Here is an 18,734-nt window from a genome sequence, read left to right as displayed (position 1 = left end):
GGGAGAAGCCTTCCCGGGAAAGCTCCCGCTGTTTTCTTGCGTTCACGCTGTCCTCCCACCTAAGCTCCGGAAAACGCTTTCCGAATTCTTTCGAGGTTTCCGTGTCGTACACCATCCAACTGCCCGGTGCGGACGGTTCGCTCGTCACCCACCGGCTGAACGAACCGATCCCCCGGCCGGTCGAGCCCGCCCCACCCCGGAGCCGCGTCGCCTACGCGGCCGCCCACGTCGTGGGCAATCCCCTCGGCGACAACGCGCCGGGAGCCCCCGCCGATGTCGACTGGGAGTCCACAATGGCCTTCCGTAGGCATCTCTGGGGCCACGGCCTCGGAGTCGCCGAGGCCATGGACACCGCACAACGCGGCATGGGACTGGACTGGACCGCCACCCGCGAGTTGATCAACCGCAGCGCCGCCGAGGCGAACGAGGTCGGCGGACGCATCGCCGCCGGTGTCGGAACCGACCACCTGCCCCCCGACGTCACCGACCCGGAGAAGATCACCGCGGGCTACGCGGAGCAGCTCGAGTTCACCCAACGGGCGGGCGCGCGGGTGATCCTGATGGCGAGCAGGCAACTCGCCGCGGGTGCGCGCGGCGCCGCCGACTACCACGAGGTCTACAACCGCCTGCTCGAAGACGTGCAGCACCCGGCGATCCTGCACTGGCTCGGGCCGGCCTTCGACCCCGCGCTGGAAGGCTACTGGGGATCGACGGACATCACCGAGGCCACCGAGACGCTGCTGGAGATCCTGCACGCGCACTCCCACCGGATCGAGGGAGTGAAGGTGTCGCTGCTGGACCTCGAGCACGAGATCCACCTGCGTTCCCGGCTCCCCGAAGGAGTGCGCCTCTACACCGGGGACGACTTCAACTACCCGCGACTCATCAAGGGGGAGAACGGGAGCCACAGCGACGCGCTGCTCGGGGTGTTCGCCGCGATCGCCCCCGCGGCGTCCGCCGCGCTGCGCGCGCTGGACAACGGGGACGAGATCACCTTCGACGAGGCGCTGGCCCCGACGGTTCCGCTGGCCAGGCACCTGTTCTCCGCCCCCACCTACTACTACAAGACCGGAATCGCCTTCCTGGCGTGGCTCAGCGGGCACCAACCCGGGTTCACCATGGTCGGTGGGCTGCAGAGCGGACGCGGCATCGTCCACCTCGCCGAGACCTTCCGGCTCGCGGACCTGGCCGGCCTGTTCCCCGACCCGGAGCTGGCCGTGACACGAATGCGCGAACTGCTCGACGTTGCGGGGGTGCCTCGTTGACCGACGAAGACACCACACCGGCCGATCTCTCGATCAACCAGAAGACGCTGAACAACAGCTCGCTGCCCGAAGTCGTCGACGAGTGCGTGGCAGCGGGCGTCCCCGCTGTGGGCCTCTGGCGCGAGTCGATCCACGAAATCGGCGTGGGCGAAGCCTCCCGACTGGTGAAATCGGCGGGGCTGCGGGTCTCCTCGCTGTGCCGGGGCGGTTTCTTCACCGCCGACTCGCCCGAGCGCAGACGCGAGTCGCTGTCGGAGAACCGGCGGGCCCTCGAGGAGGCGGCCGAGCTCGAGGCCCCGTGCCTGGTGCTGGTCGTGGGAGGCCTCCCCCCGGGGTCGAAGGACCTGGCGGCGGCACGCAGGGGGGTCGCCGAGGTACTCGCGGAACTGGCTCCCCTCGCGGAGCGGCACGGGGTGCGACTGGCCCTCGAACCGCTGCACCCCATGTACTGCGCCGACCGCGCGGTGCTGTCCACGCTCGACCAGGCCCTCGAACTGGCCGAACCGTTTCCCGTGGAACAGGTCGGAGTCGTGGTGGACACCTTCCACGTCTGGTGGGACCCACGACTGTTCGAACAGATCGAGCGGGCCGGTTCGCGCATCGCCTCCTTCCAGGTGTGCGACTGGCTGACCCCGCTGCCCGCCGACGTCCTGCTGGGCCGGGGGATGATGGGCGACGGTCACATCGACTTCGCCCCGATCGACACCGCTGTCCGGCAGACCGGCTACTCGGGCGACGTGGAGGTCGAGATCTTCAACGAGGAAGTGTGGTCCCGGCCGCCCCGCGAAGTCGTTGAAACGACCGTCGACAGGTACCGGCGTCTGGTACGTCCCCGGTAACCGGGCTCCGACAGGTCCCGCAGGAGGCACGGATGCGAATACTGGCCGCCCCGGACAAGTTCCGCGGCTCGGCGACTGCCCGTGAAGTCGCCACGGCGGTCGCGAGCGCGGCGAGCGCGCACGGCGCGGAGTGCGTCGAGCTGCCGATGGCCGACGGCGGAGAGGGCACGCTGGACGCTTTCGGCGGGCCGAACCGCCGAACCGCGGTCACCGGACCGCTCCACGAGAGCGTGGAGGCGGGGTGGCGGTTGACCGCGGACGGCCGTGCCGTGGTCGAGATGGCCACCGCATCGGGCCTGGCTCTGGCCGGAGGCCCCGAGCACAACACACCTGAGGAGGCCACCACCCGGGGAACGGGCGAACTGATCGCCGCGGCACTGGAGTCCGGGGCCTCCCGGGTCCTGGTCGGCCTGGGTGGTTCCGCCACCACCGACGGAGGGCTCGGCGCCGTCGAGGTGCTGGAAGGGTTCGCTCCGCTAGACGGACGAGCGGGACGCCCCGAAGTGCTCCTCTGCTGTGATGTGGACACCGGGTTCACCGAGGCCGCCGAGGTGTTCGGGCCCCAGAAAGGAGCGAGCGCGCTCCAGCGGAACCGGATGACCGAGCGCCTGGAACGACTCGCCGCGCACTACCGGAACCGATTCGGCGTCGACGTGACGGGCCTCCCCGGCGGCGGAGCGGCGGGCGGCCTGGCCGGAGGTCTCGCCGCGCTGGGCGCCCGTCCGGTATCCGGTTTCGGGACCATCGCCGACGAACTCGGCCTGCGCACCGCCCTGGACTCCGCCGACCTGGTGGTCACCGGGGAGGGCAAGCTCGACCCGGAGTCCTTCACGGGCAAAGTGGTCGGCGGTGTCACCCTCGCGGCGGAAAGGCGCGGCGTGGACGTGCTCGCCGTCGTGGGAACGGCGGCCCCCGAGGTGAGGGGACGGATCGAGGTCCGGGACCTGTCCGCGGAGTTCGGGACCGCGGAGTCCTTCGCGAACACCACCGAGTGCGTCCGGAAAAGCGTCGCCGAACACCTGGCCCGCGAGGCGCGACACTGATCCGACCCCCGACCGCGTCGCCCCGCGGCGGGGAGGGGCTGCTCGCTCCTCCCCGCCCTCTGGTCAGGGCCCGGTTGTCAGGGGGCCTCGTCCGGGGCTATCGCCAGCAGCGACACGATGGCCAGCGTGCGCTGCGCGGCGTCGTTGGTCCCGCAGGTCGCGAAGTCACCGGACTGGTTGCTGGAACGGTCGACGGGGATCTCGTCGACCGGAGTGGCCACCGCCGTGCCGTCGACGCGGACCGGGTCCGGCCACGGACGCCCGTTGGGGTCCGAAGTGAACTTCTCCCAGCCCCGCCGCCGCAGCTTGGGGTCGTCGAGCTCCTCGCCCGCCCAGGCGGTCACCCGCGAGTAGATCGTGCCGAACAGACCGGGATCGAAGTCGAAGCCGAACCTGTCGATCTTCTCCTCGGCCGGGGCCTGCGCGTAGCGCGCGAAGTCCAGGAAGGTCCGGCGGAACTCGGGGACGTCGACCAGCTCGAGGGTCTCCCAGAGGATCTGCTCCCCGCAGAAGGCCATCGACAGATTGTAGCTGCTCTCGTAGTCGCCCTTGCCGAGATCGGTCAGATGGGCGCTCTCCGGGTCGAAACCGACCGCGCCGCCCGCCTCTCCGGTGAACAACCCGGCCGGGAAGCCGGCGATGTCGCGCATCCCCGTGACGATCCGGTCCCGCCAGCGCGTGTCCCCCGTACGTTCCCACTCGGTCATCCAGTTGCTGACCAGCGCGTACCAGTCGGGACCGATGCGCAACCTGGTGGGGGCCTCGTCCTGCGGGGGCAGCGCGTTGCGCAGCGGCGGCACCCGCATCATGGTCTCGTCGGCCTTCAGGGAGGAACGCATCAAGTCGCCGAGGGTCTCATCGGCGGTGAGGTAGTAGCAGAAGCGCTTGGTGAAGGACTCGGAGACCCGCGCCTCCTTGGCTCCGCCCCCCCAGTGCGAGACGTTGTGCCGGGCCCCCAGTCCGGCGAAGCGGCCACTGTGGTGGGTGTCGACCTCGCTGAGGTGCTGCGTCATCGCCCGCGCCAGCCGGAACGCGGTCGGGTCCCCGGAGCGGAGGAAGACGTACCAGAGCATCGCGTCGGTGCCGAGCTCACCGTTGTCCCAGGCGTAGCCCCCCACGTCGTAGCGCCACTCGTGGCGGTCCGAATCGTAGGTGTGCATGACGTCGCCGTAGTCCCAGAAGCCGTACCACTCCCGCTGGTCGATCTGCCCCTTGTAGAACTCGATGTCGCGTTCGACGGAACGCTCCAGCTCGGCACGACCCGATGTGCTGCGGTCCGGCAGACTCCACCTGCCGAACACCCCCGCACCGTGGTACCGGGAGGGCTTCGCGACCAGCTGGGCCGGTGCGTCCACCTCCGCGGACAGCTCGGCCACGCGCTTCCGCGTCGGCGTCGAGGGCAGCGCCCACAACCGCATCTCGGTGGAGCGCGAAACGCCCTCCGGGGTGCTGAACCCCTCCTGCACGTCCTCGTAGGCCAGGCCGAGCCCGTGCGCCTCGGTGTCGTAGTGCCGCAGGTCCATGGCCTCGGCGTGCGGGGAGTACGACCACAACGTCACCGTCGCGGAGTCGGTCGCGGCGCCGCTGATGTCGAGCGAACGCGGGAAACGTCGCCAGAAGTCCTGCAATCCCGCTCCGAGTCCGCCGCTGACACCGCCGAGGTACCCGAATCCGGCGGCCCTGCGCCCCCGGCCCGCGTTCTTGAGCCAGCTCGCGGAGGTGGAAGTGCGCTTGCGGACCGAGAAGTGCTCGGAGGACTCCTGGAACAGCGCGAAGTCGTTCCACAGCGCCAGCTCCTGATAGCCCTCGCGCACCTCCTCGGACCACTCCTCCGGGGCAGGAGTCCGCGTCCCCGCGTACTGCGCGTGCCGGACCTTCTCCCCCGGATCGCGCCGGAGGCCGGTCAGCACCCGAACCGGTTCCCCCCAGACTCCCCCGGAATCGGTGCCGAAGCGGATGTGGCGGTTGTGGGCCTCGTCGGACATAGGAACCGACATCCGCAGCCCCAGTCCGCGGACGTGGTCCTCGTCGACCTCGGCGTCCCAGACGAAGTTGTGCACGATCCTCATGGACTCGTCCCCCGCGGACAGGTACACCCGCAGCGTCCAGGGAAGGATCCCCCTGCCTCCCGCACCGCGCCGATTACCGCGGTCCTGCTTGTACCGCCCGGAGAGCTTGACCACGGCCCGCACCGGGCCGCGCTGCTCGATCTCCGCGTTCTCCACCACCCCCGACCACTCGAACCGCCGGGGTTCGGCGTCCTCTCCGTCCGGTTGGTCCTGGGTCAGCAGCACCAGCCTTCCCGCGTTCGCGGTCGCCCGACCGTCGCGCCCGACCGAGCCGATCACCTCGGCACCGCCCCGGGCCAGGCGGACCTCCACGATCCCGTTGCTCATCCTGATCTCGCCGGATTCCTCGGAAACGCCGACCGCGTTCTCCGGGGCGGCCGGTTCTCCCTCGGTCAGGTAATAGGAATCCGCCGGAGCTCTCGCGGCCATCGCGTGACCGCTCCACTTCAGCGTCCCGTCCGGCCAGTAAGCCAGCGGCCAGGACTGCAGGGGAACCGGTTCGCCGTTCTTACCGGCGAGGGTGAACGAGGCGTCCGAGGAAACCGTTCCCCGCGGCCACGGCACCCCCCACGTGACAGCGGCAGGGGCCGCCGGAGCGCCCTCCAGCCAGTGCAGTTCCGTTCTCTCCGGTTTTCCGGTCTCCCCCGCGGCCGACGCGGGCGTCACGACTTCGTTGCCGAGGAAAGTGACCGCTGCCGCGGCACCGGCCCCGGCCAGAAAACCACGACGACCGAACGGTGAATCCAAGGGCATGGGCGGCCTCCGAACAGTGACTTGTCGAATACCGTCACGGCTTTTTCCAGCCGGACGTGCTCAGCTCCGGTTTTCCGGTTCGGCACAGACGTGACGCCCGCGGAAGCCGGTAACCGGGTACACCCGGGCGGAGGAAAACACTTCCGCTCCGCACGCGGAGCCCTCTGGTGCTTCGGGCAAAGTGCGTTCGAAAATTCCGGGATCGGTTTCCCGTGGGGATTCCGGCCCCGGAACCCCCTCGGAGCCGGAGCGGAGGACCGGGAGCGCCCCCGCCCGGACGCCTCGATCTCGTGGGCGACGTCCCCCGCTGCCGGAGCCCCGCGGACTCGGCCCCACCGGACCGGCCACGACGAACCCGGCAGCTGTACAGCCGACAATGGGCGCGCCGAACGATCCTTTCCGGCACCGTCCGGAAACGACGCTTCCCGAACGCTCCGTCAGCTGCGACTCGGACGACGTCATCGCCACGACCTCTCCGATCCCGTTTCCCCCGGTCGAACGAGCGCGGGGGGAGAAATCGGCACGAAGAACCATCGCGGCCTTCGTGGAACCGATTCAATGAAACGTTTTATGAAACGAGACCGTAGAGCCGAACTGTGGCCCAGTCAACACCCGGAGTCGCAGCGCGCGAAAACGCCCCGCCCGGACCGGCGGTGAGGCCGCCGGAGCACCCGGCTCGGCGTCCTCCTCCGCCGGGCCGGGAGTCCCGGCGGAGGAGGACGCGGCGCGGATTCCGCGCCGCGCGACCGCCGACGAGCTCAGTCCCGACGGTGCAGTGTGGAACGACGAACGATGAGTTCCGGGCTGTAGACCACGCTCTCGTGCTCGTGGCCCGGTTCGCCCTCCGTCTCGCGCAACAACAGCTCGGTGGCGGTGGCGCCCATCCGGGCCGCCGGCTGACGCACCGAGGTCAACGGAACGGCCGCGGCCTCGGCGAACTCGATGTCGTCGTAACCGATCAGGGCCAGATCCTCGGGGACCCGGACCCCCGCGTCGAACATGGCCTGCAACAGGCCGAGCGCCAAGAGGTCGTTGGCGCAGAACACCGCGGTGGGCCGCGGGCGCAGTCCCAACAACCGTGCTCCCGCGTCACGCCCGGACTGAACGTCCAACCTCCCCGTGTCCAGCACCGCCACCGCATCCGGGGGCAGTCCCGCTTCCGCGACGGCCCGGCGCGCTCCGACGAGCCTGTCCGCGCACTGCGCCAGCTCGACGGGACCACTGACGTAGGCCACGTGCTCGTGGCCGTTCTCCAGCAGGTGCCGCATCGCCAGTTCGCCGCCTGCCACGTCGTCCACCGACACGGAACAGGCGTCGTCGCTGTCGACCACCCGGTCGACGAACACGTACGGGATCCCGTGCCGCCGAAAGGACAGCAGATTGCCGCCCGAGGCCTCCGCGGGAGTGACGAGCACCCCGTGCACCCGCTGTTCGGCGAACATGGACAGATAAAGCGATTCGGCCTCGGGGTCCTGAGCACTGTGGCACAGCATCACTCCGAGACCGTGATTCCGCGCGGCGCGCTCGGCTCCGCGGGACAGGTCCACGAAGAACGGGTTCCCCATGTCGAGCACCAGCAGCGCGACCATGCGGCTGTTGCCCGAACGAAGCTGTCTGGCCGACTCGCTACGCACGTAACCGAGTTCGTCGATGACCGCGCGAACCCGGGACCGGGTCTCGGCCGAGACCCGGTCGGGGCGGTTCAGCGCGTTGGAGACGGTTCCGATCGACACGCCGGCCCGATGGGCGACGTCCTTGATGCTGACCTCTCCCGCGTTGCGACTGCTTCCCCCGGCTGGCACCACGCCTCCCTTGACTCGGATACACCCCCATCTTATCCTTCCGGGAAATAAAACGTTTCAACAACTCGCCGGCCACACCGGAAGCCGGTGGCTGTCGTTTCGCGACAGCTCGCACGCCCCGCAACGGAGACCGCAGGCAATGCCGAACGAAAACGCCGTCCAGGCGGTCCTCAGCAGCACCCCTCCACGGGCGCGCGAGCTCGACCAGGGTTCCGGAGCCGCGTTCGTGCTCGGCCAGTGCCACGACACCGAGCCCGGGACCCCGGTCACGATCCGTTCGGCGCTCAACGTGCGGGAGAGCACCGCCGAGGCCCTGCCGGACGAGGCACCGCCGGAGGCCCACCGGGTCTCCGGACACCGGGAAAAGCTCATCGCCGAACGGCAGGGCGGAACGCGAGCGGCTCGGGACGCGTGATCGAGGTTTCCCGTCCAGTCGGTACCGGCAGCACCACACCACTCGTCAACGCGACAGCAAAGCCTCAGCAAGACGGCCCGGAACCGAAAGGCACCCCCATGAACGAACTATCCCCCGAACAGGCGGTATCCGAACTGCTGGACCGTGCACACCAGCTCGGGGCCGATCCACGCAACACCAACTACGCGGGAGGCAACGCCTCCGCCAAGGCCACCGGAACCGATCCGGTCACCGCGCGACCGGAACGTCTGATGTGGGTCAAGGGGTCCGGCGGGGACCTCGGAACGCTCGAGGAGTCCGGACTGGCCGTGCTGCGCCTGGACCGCATGCGCTCCCTGACCGAGGTGTATCCGGGAGTCGGACGCGAGGACGAGATGGTCGAGGCCCTCGACCACTGCCTGTACGGCAAGGGCGGGGCCGCACCCTCGATCGACACCGCCATGCACGGGCTCGTAGAGGCCGAACACGTCGACCACCTGCACCCCGACGCGGGAATCGCCCTGGCCGCGGCCGAGGACGGTCCACAGTTGACCGAGGAGTGCTTCGGCGACGAAGTGGTGTGGGTCCCGTGGCGCCGACCGGGCTTCCAACTGGGCCTGGACATCGCCGCCGCACGACGGGAGAACCCGAACGCGGTCGGAGTCGTCCTCGGCGGGCACGGGATCACGGCCTGGGGCGAGACGAGTCAGCGGTGCCGGGAGAACTCGCTGTGGATCATCCGCACCGCCGAGCGATTCCTGCGAGAGCGCGGCCGTCCCGAACCGTTCGGTCCGCCGGTGAGCGCGAACGAGGCACTGCCCGCGGAACAGCGGCACGCGCGCGCGGCGGAGCTCGCCCCGGTAATCCGGGGACTGGTCTCGACCGACAACCCCCAGGTGGGCCACTACGACGACCGGGACTCGGTGCTGGAGTTCCTCGCTGGCGAGAACCACCCGCAACTCGCCGACCTGGGGACCTCCTGCCCCGACCACTTCCTGCGCACCAAGGTGCGCCCCCTGGTGGTGGACCTTCCCCCCACCGCCCCGCTGGAGGAGGTCGTCGAACGGCTGCGGGAACTGCACTCCGCCTACCGGCAGCGCTACCGCGAGTACTACCAGCACCACGCGGACGAGAACTCCCCCGCCATGCGCGGAGCCGACCCGACGATCGTGCTCGTGCCCGGGGTGGGGATGTTCTCCTTCGGCAAGGACAAGCAGACCGCCCGCGTCGCGGGTGAGTTCTACGTCAACGCGATCAACGTGATGCACGGGGCGGAGTCCGTCTCCCGCTACCAACCGATCGAGGAGTCCGAGAAGTTCCGGATCGAGTACTGGAGCCTCGAAGAGGCCAAACTCGCCCGCATGCCCGCCCCGAAACCACTGGCCACGCGCGTCGCCCTCGTCACGGGCGGTGCCTCGGGAATCGGCAAGGCCACTGCGCACAGGCTCTGCGCCGAAGGCGCCTGCGTCGTGGTGGTCGACCGCGACGTCGAGTCCGCCCGGGAGCTCGTCGACGAGCTGGGCGGCTCGGACAGGGCCGTGGCGGTCGCCGCCGACCTCACCGACGAGGACGACGTCTCCGCCGCGTTCCGCACGGCCGCGCTCTCCTTCGGCGGGGTCGACCTGGTGGTCAACAACGCCGGGCTGTCCGTCTCCAAACCACTGCTGGAGACCAGCACCTCGGACTGGGACGCCCAGCACGACGTGATGGCCCGGGGGTCCTTCCTGGTTTCCAGGGAAGCGGCCCGGGTCATGACCTCCGAGGGGCGCGGAGGCGACATCGTCTACGTCGCCAGCAAGAACTCCGTGTTCGCCGGGCAGAACAACGTGGCCTACGGGTCCGCCAAGGCCGACCAGGCGCACCAGGTGCGGCTGCTGGCCGCCGAACTCGGTGAGCACGGCATCCGGGTCAACGGCGTCAACCCCGACGGGGTGGTACGCGGTTCCGGCATCTTCGCGGGGGGCTGGGGAGCCCAGCGAGCGGCCCACTACGGGGTCAGGGAAAGCGAGCTCGGCGAGTTCTACGCCCAACGCACCCTGCTCAAGCGGGAAGTACTGCCCGAGAACGTGGCCGCCGCGGTGTTCGCCCTGGTCGGTGGCGATCTGACGCACACCACGGGAACGCACGTGCCCGTCGACAGCGGTGTTCCGGCCGCCTTCCTGCGCTGACGCCGCCGAGGAGGTGTCAGTGCCCCCGGACGGACCGGCCGGCCGACGGGAGCCGGTCGGCCCGTCCGGGTGACGGACGGTGCTGCCGCCACCGTCGACGAGTCCTTCCCATCCGGACCGGCCGCGAGACCGGTCCCCGACCCGGTGTCCCGGGACACCCACGGACAAGGTTGCCATGACGAGGACGGATTTCACCTGCGCGGCCGTCGACCTGGGCGCCTCGAGCGGGCGCGTGGTGGCGGGTGAGGTGGCTGCCGGAAAGCTCGAGCTGACCGAACTGCACCGGTTCCCGAACAGCCCCTCACGCACGGAAGCGGGATTGCGCTGGGACATCTCCCGGATACACCGGGAGGTCCTCACGGGACTGGATGCCGCCTCCGCCTACGCCCCGGCCTCGGTGGGGATCGACAGCTGGGCCGTGGACCACGGCCTGCTGGACGAGACGGGGAACCTGCTCGCCGAGCCGTACCACCATCGGGACACCAGGACCGAGGGCATGATGGAACGGGTACGCGAACTGGTGACCGACGAGGAGCTCTACCGGGTCACCGGGCTGCAACGGTTGCCCATCAACACCCTGTACCAGCTCCTCGCCTCCGAGGAGAGCGGGCAGCTCGAGTCGGCGCGGACCATGCTGCTGCTTCCCGACCTGCTGAACTACTGGCTCACCGGAAACATCGGGGCCGAGATCACCAACGCCTCGACCACGCAGCTGTTCGACGTTCTGGGCGACGACTGGGCGCACGACCTCGTACGACGTCTGGGACTGCCCACTCGACTGCTCCCCCCGCCGCACTCCCCCGGCCGGTGCGCGGGCACGCTGCTCGCGGAGGTAGGAACCCGCACCGGACTGCCCGCGGGACTACCGGTCACCTCCGTGGCCTCGCACGACACCGCCTCCGCCGTCGTGGCGGTACCCGCCGCGACCGAACGTTTCGCCTACATCTCCTGCGGAACCTGGTCGCTGGTCGGCCTCGAGCTCGACTCCCCCGTGCTCACCGAGCGATCGCGCGCGGCGAACTTCACCAACGAACGCGGTGTCGAGGGCACCACCCGCTACCTGCGCAACACGATGGGCCTGTGGCTGTTGCAGGAGTGCCTGCGTCGCTGGCGGGAGCTGGGGATGCGGCGAGAGCTGGGCGAGCTGCTCGAAGGAGCCGCCCGCCTGCCTGCTTTCCGCAGTGTGCTGCACACCGACGATCCGGCCTTCATCGCCTCCCAGGACATGCCCACGGCCATAGCCACGGCCTGCGCGAACGTGGGGGAACCCGTCCCGGAGACCCCGGAGGAGACCGTTCGCTGCGTACTCGAAAGCCTGGCCCTGGCCCATCGGACCACCGTGCGCGACGCCGCGCGGCTGGCCGACCACGAGGTCGAGGTGGTGCACATGGTCGGCGGGGGCAGCCGTAACGACCTGCTGTGCCAGCTGACCGCCGATGCCTGCGGACTTCCCGTGGTCGCCGGTCCCGCCGAGGCCACCGCACTGGGCAACGTGCTGGTCCAGGCCCGCGCCCACGGCGCGGCGGGCGACCGGGCCGCGGCGCGTGAGCTCGTGGCCGAAACCCAGCCCCTGCGGCGCTTCGAACCCACCGGTGGAGCGCAGGAGTGGAGCGCCGTCGAAGCACGGGTGCACGGCAACCGCCAACGCGACCACGGTGTGCGGTCCACTTCGGGATGACCGGTGTTCTCCGCCCCCGTGTCGTGGGATCGCCGGGGCGGAACATCCTGCCGTCTCGTGAACGGGTGCCCCTCCACCGGGGAGCGACGTTCGTGTGACGGAGCTCAACTCCGCGCACGGCCCCGGCCGTTCCCCCACGCCTCTCCGTGGGCAGTATCTTTCTCAGCAGGCCGCACGCGGACGCCGGAAGGAACGGAGCCTGCCGAGTTTGAGCCGAGAACGCCCCAATCCCCTGCAGTGGCTGTGGTACGCCTACGGTGGTCGCCTCCCCGCACGTTGCCGGGAGTGGGTACTGCACGACATCACGTGTCGCACCTGGGCGCTGCGGCACGTCGCCCGCGCGCTCGTCCAGGTATCGCCCGGTCTGTTGTTGCTGCTGCTTCCGGGGCCGCTGTGGATCAGCGCCATGTCGCTGCTCGGAGGAGTGATCATGGCGGTGTGGTACTCCGTCTCGGCGATGGTGGAAACCTGCGAACACCGCCTGGCCAAACACGGCTATCCGGTCGGCACGGGAAAGGCGAAGCGGGCCGAGGCCGATGCGGAGCTGCTGGCCGAGCAGGAAGCCCGCTATGCCGCCCTGTACCGGAACCGACCGGAGCAGCAGTAACCGGAGAGCGTGTTCCGATGAGCCGTGCCCGCCCGTGCGCACCTTCCGGGCGGGCGCTCCCCGCGCTTTCCGAACAGGTTCGACCAGTTCTTCCCGAAAAACCAACCGGCGCACGGCGGTGAACGCCAAATAGACCGCCCGGGGCAGTCCCTTACGCCGAATTCTCGAAAACGAATTACGATTCTGCCGACCCGACGAGTCCCTTGACAGTGCCACAGGGAATAGGGCTACACTCCATCTCCACTTGGTAAGCGCTTACCGAGAATTTTTTGCCCGTTCACGAATCAGCGATGCCCCGGTGGTGCCACTCCGCGCCGCAACACCGGAAAGACGGGGCAGAACACTGCAGTCCATTCCGCGAAAACGAGGGAATCCATGAAAACCCGATTATTTCCTGCCGGGAGTTCCCGAAAATCACTCACGATGCTGTCCACGGCCGTGTTGGCGACACTGGCTCTGTCACCGCTCGCCCACGGCGCGGACAGCACCGACGTGCCCACCGAGCGGGGCCCCGGTGTCGAGCGGAGCACCCCGACCGGAACCGCGCAGCAGTGCGGAAGCGGCTCGTTCGACGCCGAGGTCGTCTCGAGCGGCGGCTCCTGGACGGCGCGTAACGGGAGCGAGGTCGTCCACACCGGACCGAACATGCGAGCGGCTACACAGGCCGCCGTGGACAGCCTCACATCCGGCCGCCAGAGCAAGGAACGGGTCGTCGTCCGCGGTTCCGGAAGCATGAGGGCCGACCGATCGCTGGATCTGCCCAGCTACACCGTGCTGGACGTCTGCGGCACCATCGACGTGACCGGCCAGGCCACCGGCGACAACGCGGTGGTTCGCGGGCGGCACGTGACCGCCGTGGAGGTGCAGCACCTCAGCGTGACCGGATCACCGTGGTTCGGGGTGTTCTTCCGGAACGCCAGTGACATCCACCTCGGCCAGATCGACCTGCGCCTTTCCGGTGGGCTGGGAATCCGCGTGGACAACCACGCAGACCGTGACCAACCCACCACCGATGTGCGGATCGACGACGTCCACGTGTCCGGCACCGACAACCACGGGGTCGAGACCTACGGCGTGGACGGGCTGACGGTCGGCACCGTGGTGGCGCGCGACGTCGCGTACTCGGGGCTGCTGCTCAACAACACCACGAACGCCACCGTGGGAACGGTGGACGCCGAGAACGCGGGCTCGGGGACCGGTTACGCGGCCTTCCGGATGGCGAACAGGAACGGTCGCGTGGACGGTGCCTATCCGACCAACGTCCACGTCGGTGAGGTGATCGCACGCGGTGGTGGACGCGGCGTCTTCTGCGTCTCGGAAAGCGGCGGCGCCGTGATCGACCGCGTGGACATCGCCGACACCGGCAACAACGCCATCCTCGTGGAGAACTGCTACAACGTGGAAATCGCCTCCGAAGGAGGGGAGGTGAGCGGACCGGGAACCGTCCGGATCGCCGCTCGTTCGGAGTTCCCCGTGACCAGGGACGTGACCCTGCACAATTTGACGGTCACCGACTCGGCAATCGTGGAGAGTCCCTGCGGGGAGAACATCACCATCGAGAACAACACGTTGGAGAACACCTCGCGGGACGTGTGCTGATCCCCCGTCGCGAGTTCGCCTGCCGCTGCCGGGCTTCCGGACGGGAGTCCGGCAGCGGTCCCCCCAACCAGCGAGCGATCGGCACGGGAAAGGACGGCGTCGCGAAGTCGCGGCACGTTCCCCTCCCGAAGACCACGTCCCGGTGGCCACGCCCGGTCGGGAAGTCCGCGTGGAGCGCCCACCGGCCGAGCTGTTCGCGATCATTGCCCGAGCGCACGAGCTCGTTCGGTGCTATGACGGCGACACCAGCAGAGCGCGGGCCAACGCGAAAAGGGGACCGACATGCCGCGGACCGTCTTCCACGTCGACCAGGCGAAATCGATGCGCGACCAGGCAACTCCCGGACACAACCGGTGGCACCCGGACATCCCCGCCGTGGCCGAGGTCCGGCCCGGCGACGAGTTCCGCGTCGAGTGCAAGGACTGGACCGACGGACAGGTCCACGACGACGACTCGGCCAACGACGTCAGGGACATGGTCCTCGACCACAACCACATGCTCAGCGGGCCCATCGCCGTGGCCGGAGCCGAGCCGGGCGATCTGCTCGTCGTCGACTACCTCGACATCGGACCCGCGAACACCGTCGACCGCGGGAAGGGCGAGCAGGCGGGCCAGGGGTGGGGCTACACCGGCATCTTCGCCCGCGACAACGGAGGCGGTTTCCTCACCGACCACTACCCCGAGGCGGGCAAGGCGATCTGGGACTTCCACGGCCGCTTCGCGACCTCCCGACACCTTCCCGGAGTGCGCATCGCCTCCAACATCCACCCGGGGCTGGCCGGATGCGCCCCCTCGGCGGAGCTGCTGGCCGCGTGGAACCGCCGGGAACAGGCGCTGATCGACACCGACCCGCACCGGGTTCCCCCGCTGGCGTTGCCGCCGCTGGAGACGAACAGCCTGCTCGGTTCGCTCACCGGTGCGGAACGGGAGCGCGTGGCCCGGGAGGGCGCTCGCACGGTCCCCCCGCGCGAGCACGGCGGCAACGTCGACATCAAGAATCTCGGCATCGGCTCGCGCGTCTACTACCCGGTCTACGTGCCGGGGGCCAAGTTCTCCATCGGGGATCTGCACTTCGCCCAGGGCGACGGTGAGATCAGCTTCTGCGGTGCGGTGGAGATGGGCGGGCACGTCGACATCGGGGTCGATCTCGTCAAGGGCGGAATGCGCGCGTACAACGCGACCACACCGATCTTCCGCCCGGGACGGCAGGAACCGCGCTACGACGAGTTCGTCTCCTTCGTCGGCATCTCGGTCGACGAATCGGGCGATCAGCACTACATGAACGCCACGGTCGCCTACCGCCGCGCCTGCCTGCAGGCCATCGCCTACCTCGAGCAGTTCGGCTACACCGGCAGGCAGGCGTACCTGATCCTGTGCGCGGCGCCGATCGAGGGCCGGGTCAGCGGCATCGTCGACATTCCCAACGCCTGCTGCTCCCTGTACCTGCCCACCGAGATCTTCGACTTCGACGTCCGTCCCGGCGCCGACGGCCCCGTCGCCGTCGATCGTGGAGAGTGCGCCCTCGCGGACTGACTCGGGGCGACGACGCGCTCACCTCCCCGCCGGACGTCGCGACCACCGACGCACCGCCCCGAAAACCGTGCGTTCGACTCCCACGGCCCGCCCGGAGGCTTCACCCGGTTCCATCCTCCCCTCGGCGCGAAGTGGTGCGACAAAGCACAGCCGACCGGTCGCGACGAGAAGGTGATCTCGCCCACGGGAAAAACGCGGAAGATCTCCGCCCGGCGTTTCGGAAAAACACCGGAAACATGACGAAAATCTCTACACCGCATTTTAACCCGGCATTCATCGCCCACTTGGAGGTGACACACGACAAGGTGTGATCTGTGTTGTGCACGGGACTTGTCCCCGCATCCCCGAGTAATAATGGGGAAACGGATCGGGCAGGACGAATCGGCACGCCGCGAACACGGCGGCGGACCGCGACGCACAGCGGCACACTGCGCACGTCGAAGAGATCACCGGGAGGTCGGGTGTTTCCCGTCGACACGTTTTCCGTTCGACACACGTGGTCGACCGCGTTGCCACGTCTGCTGCGCGCAGCCCTGCCCGCCTGGCTCCGCCGGATGCTGCGCCCGGCCCCCATTCCCGTGGACTGGAGCCGTATCGGCGTGGCGGCACTGGCCGTCGGCCTCCCCCCTGCGGTGGGACTCGCCACGGGAGGAATCGGGGAAGCGATCCTGATTTCCCTCGGCGCTTTGTGCGTCGCTTTCTCGGACCCGGTCAGCTCCTATAGGTACCGGTTACGTCGCGTCGGGCTGACCGTACTTCTGGGAGCCGTCGGATTCGGTCTCGGAATAGCCGCCCCGTCGCCGTGGACGGGCGCGTGCGTCGTCGTGATCATTTCTGTGCTGTCGGTTCTGGCCAGCAGAATGGGCGATCTGTGGGGCGCGGCCGGCGCCCAGATGCTGACTTTCTGCATCGTGGCCACCGGCCACCCCGTGGAAACCATGCACGACGGACAACAGCTCGCGTGGTTCCTCGGCGGAGAACTGCTCGCCTTCACGTTGATCGCGGCGACGTGGCCGTTCCGGCGCACCGCCCCGGCCAGACATGCCGTGGCGCGGGTCTTCGAGACCGCCGCACGAATGCTGAACACCGAGAGCGAGGAAACGCGCACCGAAGTCAGGCAGCAACTGACCAGGGCGCTGAACGAGGCCCACGACGTGCTGATCAGCGTGGCGGCGGGCTCCACGGCGCGCAGTCGCGTCCACGACAGGCTCTACGTGGCACTCTCCCAGGCCACTCCGATGGTGGAGGCCTCCGTCGCACTCGCCCACGCCGGCACGCGAGTTCCCGACCCCCCGATGGAGACGATGCGCACGCTGGCCCGGTGCCTGCGCTCCGGAGCCCTGCCCCCGCCGTACACATCGACCACCGCCTCCACCGACCCGACTCCCCTGCGCGCCCTGGACCACGCCCTCGGCAGACTGGTCGCCTCGCTGCGCACGGCGAAACTCGCCGATCCCGGCGAACTCGACACCGGACGCGATCGACGCGCACGCTTCCGGGTGTGGCGCGAGGGCCTCGCGGTCGGCAGGACCGGGTGGTTGCTCGCGGCCCGCATGGCGCTGTGCCTGGCCGTGGCGGAAACGATCGGCCTGCTGCTTCCGCTGGAACAGCCCTACTGGGTCGCGCTGACGGTAGCGCTGGTCCTCAAGCCGAACTCGGGCTCGTTGTTCGCACGCACCGTGCTGCGCGGGATCGGAAGCGTGCTGGGGGTGATCGTGGCGAGCGCGCTGTTGGCCGGTATCGCCCACGGATGGTGGATGCTGCCCTTCACGGTGCTGCTGGCCGCCTTGGTGCCCGACACGTTGAGCCGTCACTACGGCCTGTTCACCGGAGTCGTGACGTGTCTGGTGCTGTTGAAGATGAACCAGGTGGAATCCATTCCCGCGCTTCCCGCGGTGCGGCTGGTCGACTCGCTCATCGGCTGTGTCGTCGTCCTGGTCGTCGGGTACGTGCTCTCCCCGCTGCACCGTCGGCCTCCCCTGGAACGGGGTTTCGCCGATGCGGTACTGACCGTCTCCGAGTACGTGTCGCTGTCCCTGACCGGAATGGCACGGGAAAGGCCCGCACTGCGGCGGCGCAGCTACCGGGAGCTGGCCGAGTTGCGCACCACGCTGCGACAACGACTCGTGGAACCGAGCTCGGCGAGCAGGACGGCGGAGCAGTGGTGGCCGTCGATCGTCGTGCTCGAACGACTCGTCGACGGAGCCACCGAACACGCGATCCGCATAGAAGGCGGCAACACCGGGATCAGCCTGCAACGCGCCCAGCTGATCGTGTCGAACATGCGGTCGCTGGCCCGGTGGTTGCGGTGCGAGACCTCCGAGAACGCCACCCCCTCGCCCACGTGCGTGAGCGAACGGCTCTCCGAGATCGAAAACGAGTTGACGTCCTCCTCGTGGCCGAGGCCGGAGGACGCCTCACCCGGACGGGAAACCGCGCGCCCAGCCGCTGAACGGGTGACCGCCTCGTCGCGTTCCGGAACGAGGAATCCCGTCACGCCACCGAGCTCGAACGGCGTCAGCACGGTCAATCCCCCTTACGGAGTCCGGCGCTGATGAGTTCGCCACAAAAGGAGCAAACAAGATTCGTATTGCTCGTCCCAACCCGGTGAGAATACCGATAAAACGCGAATTACAGTCACGATCACACTCGTACATTCCGGTGATCCCCGTTTAGGATCATCGTCGGATGCACGAGAACAACACCGCGCCCCTCCGGGGAAACGCGCGGAGTAGGCCCACCGCAGCTCCGCTCACGTTCCCCTCCCGTTCGACCGTGATGCCAGCGCCACGCCCGGCATCCGAGGAGACGGGTGTGTGCGGTGACGAACACCGGGCCGAGGTCGGCGGAACTCCGTCGACGGTCCCACTCGTTCTCATCTCCCCGGCCGTTCCCCGACCCCGAAACCGGACACGGCCCACTGCCTGTCCGTGCAGTACGTCCGGGCGCACCCACGGTGAGCGCGCTCGACCGACCACCCCTTC

At 69.1% G+C, this 18,734-nt stretch carries 12 protein-coding genes; 10 read left to right on the top strand and 2 right to left on the bottom strand.

All coding sequences use genetic code 11. The features are described from left to right. Positions 1 to 101: 101 nt before the first annotated feature. Genes FHR84_RS05135 through FHR84_RS05125 form a run of 3 tightly spaced genes read left to right on the top strand, consistent with a single transcriptional unit; the run spans position 102 to position 3,147 of the window. Positions 102 to 1,265: a DUF993 family protein gene (locus tag FHR84_RS05135; RefSeq protein WP_179534223.1), complete on the top strand. Its 1,164-nt coding sequence runs from the start codon at positions 102 to 104 to the stop codon at positions 1,263 to 1,265. Beyond that, the gene (locus tag FHR84_RS05130; RefSeq protein ID WP_179534222.1) at positions 1,262 to 2,104 is read left to right on the top strand and encodes a sugar phosphate isomerase/epimerase family protein; all 843 of its coding nucleotides are present in this window, start codon (positions 1,262 to 1,264) and stop codon (positions 2,102 to 2,104) included. Before FHR84_RS05135 ends, FHR84_RS05130 begins: the two co-directional genes overlap by 4 nt. 32 nt (positions 2,105 to 2,136) lie before the next feature. Beyond that, entirely contained in the window at positions 2,137 to 3,147 is a 1,011-nt protein-coding gene (locus tag FHR84_RS05125; protein WP_179534221.1) for a glycerate kinase, read from the top strand. Positions 3,148 to 3,224: 77 nt separating this feature from the next. Here the strand turns inward: FHR84_RS05125 and FHR84_RS05120 are convergent, their stop codons facing one another. Together FHR84_RS05120 and FHR84_RS05115 are read right to left on the bottom strand one after the other, a co-directional pair. Then, the gene (locus FHR84_RS05120; protein ID WP_179534220.1) at positions 3,225 to 5,969 is read right to left on the bottom strand and encodes an exo-rhamnogalacturonan lyase family protein; all 2,745 of its coding nucleotides are present in this window, start codon (positions 5,967 to 5,969) and stop codon (positions 3,225 to 3,227) included. A gap of 758 nt (positions 5,970 to 6,727) precedes the next feature. Beyond that, positions 6,728 to 7,774, bottom strand: coding sequence for a substrate-binding domain-containing protein (locus tag FHR84_RS05115; protein ID WP_179534219.1), 1,047 nt, complete (start codon positions 7,772 to 7,774; stop codon positions 6,728 to 6,730). Between the two features lie 136 nt (positions 7,775 to 7,910). Between FHR84_RS05115 and FHR84_RS05110 the strand changes: the two genes are divergently transcribed. The 7 genes from FHR84_RS05110 to FHR84_RS05080 all read left to right on the top strand — a co-directional run bounded on the left by FHR84_RS05110 (position 7,911) and on the right by FHR84_RS05080 (position 18,305). Beyond that, a complete protein-coding gene (locus tag FHR84_RS05110; RefSeq protein WP_179534218.1) occupies positions 7,911 to 8,186 on the top strand; it encodes a hypothetical protein in 276 nt (91 codons plus the stop codon). A gap of 98 nt (positions 8,187 to 8,284) precedes the next feature. Next, positions 8,285 to 10,333 carry a bifunctional aldolase/short-chain dehydrogenase gene (locus tag FHR84_RS05105; RefSeq protein WP_179534217.1) on the top strand — a complete coding sequence of 683 codons (2,049 nt, stop codon included), beginning with the start codon at positions 8,285 to 8,287 and terminating at the stop codon, positions 10,331 to 10,333. Between the two features lie 175 nt (positions 10,334 to 10,508). Next, the gene (locus FHR84_RS05100; RefSeq protein ID WP_179534216.1) at positions 10,509 to 12,011 is read left to right on the top strand and encodes a rhamnulokinase; all 1,503 of its coding nucleotides are present in this window, start codon (positions 10,509 to 10,511) and stop codon (positions 12,009 to 12,011) included. A gap of 208 nt (positions 12,012 to 12,219) precedes the next feature. Continuing rightward, positions 12,220 to 12,618 carry a DUF5313 family protein gene (locus FHR84_RS05095; RefSeq protein WP_179534215.1) on the top strand — a complete coding sequence of 133 codons (399 nt, stop codon included), beginning with the start codon at positions 12,220 to 12,222 and terminating at the stop codon, positions 12,616 to 12,618. A gap of 423 nt (positions 12,619 to 13,041) precedes the next feature. After that, a complete protein-coding gene (locus FHR84_RS05090) occupies positions 13,042 to 14,217 on the top strand; it encodes a right-handed parallel beta-helix repeat-containing protein (protein ID WP_179534214.1) in 1,176 nt (391 codons plus the stop codon). Between the two features lie 282 nt (positions 14,218 to 14,499). After that, positions 14,500 to 15,750 (top strand): formamidase, encoded by a 1,251-nt coding sequence (fmdA, locus tag FHR84_RS05085; protein ID WP_179534213.1) that lies wholly within the window; start codon positions 14,500 to 14,502, stop codon positions 15,748 to 15,750. A 509-nt stretch (positions 15,751 to 16,259) separates the two neighbouring features. Continuing rightward, on the top strand, positions 16,260 to 18,305 hold the full coding sequence (locus tag FHR84_RS05080; protein ID WP_246300126.1) for an FUSC family protein: 2,046 nt from the start codon (positions 16,260 to 16,262) through the stop codon (positions 18,303 to 18,305). The last annotated feature ends 429 nt before the right edge of the window (positions 18,306 to 18,734 follow it).

This window comes from Actinopolyspora biskrensis, assembly GCF_013408175.1.
Taxonomy (GTDB): Bacteria; Actinomycetota; Actinomycetes; order Mycobacteriales; family Pseudonocardiaceae; genus Actinopolyspora; species Actinopolyspora biskrensis.
Note: the sequence above shows the minus strand (reverse complement) of the source record. Positions and strands in the feature narration are given on the sequence as shown.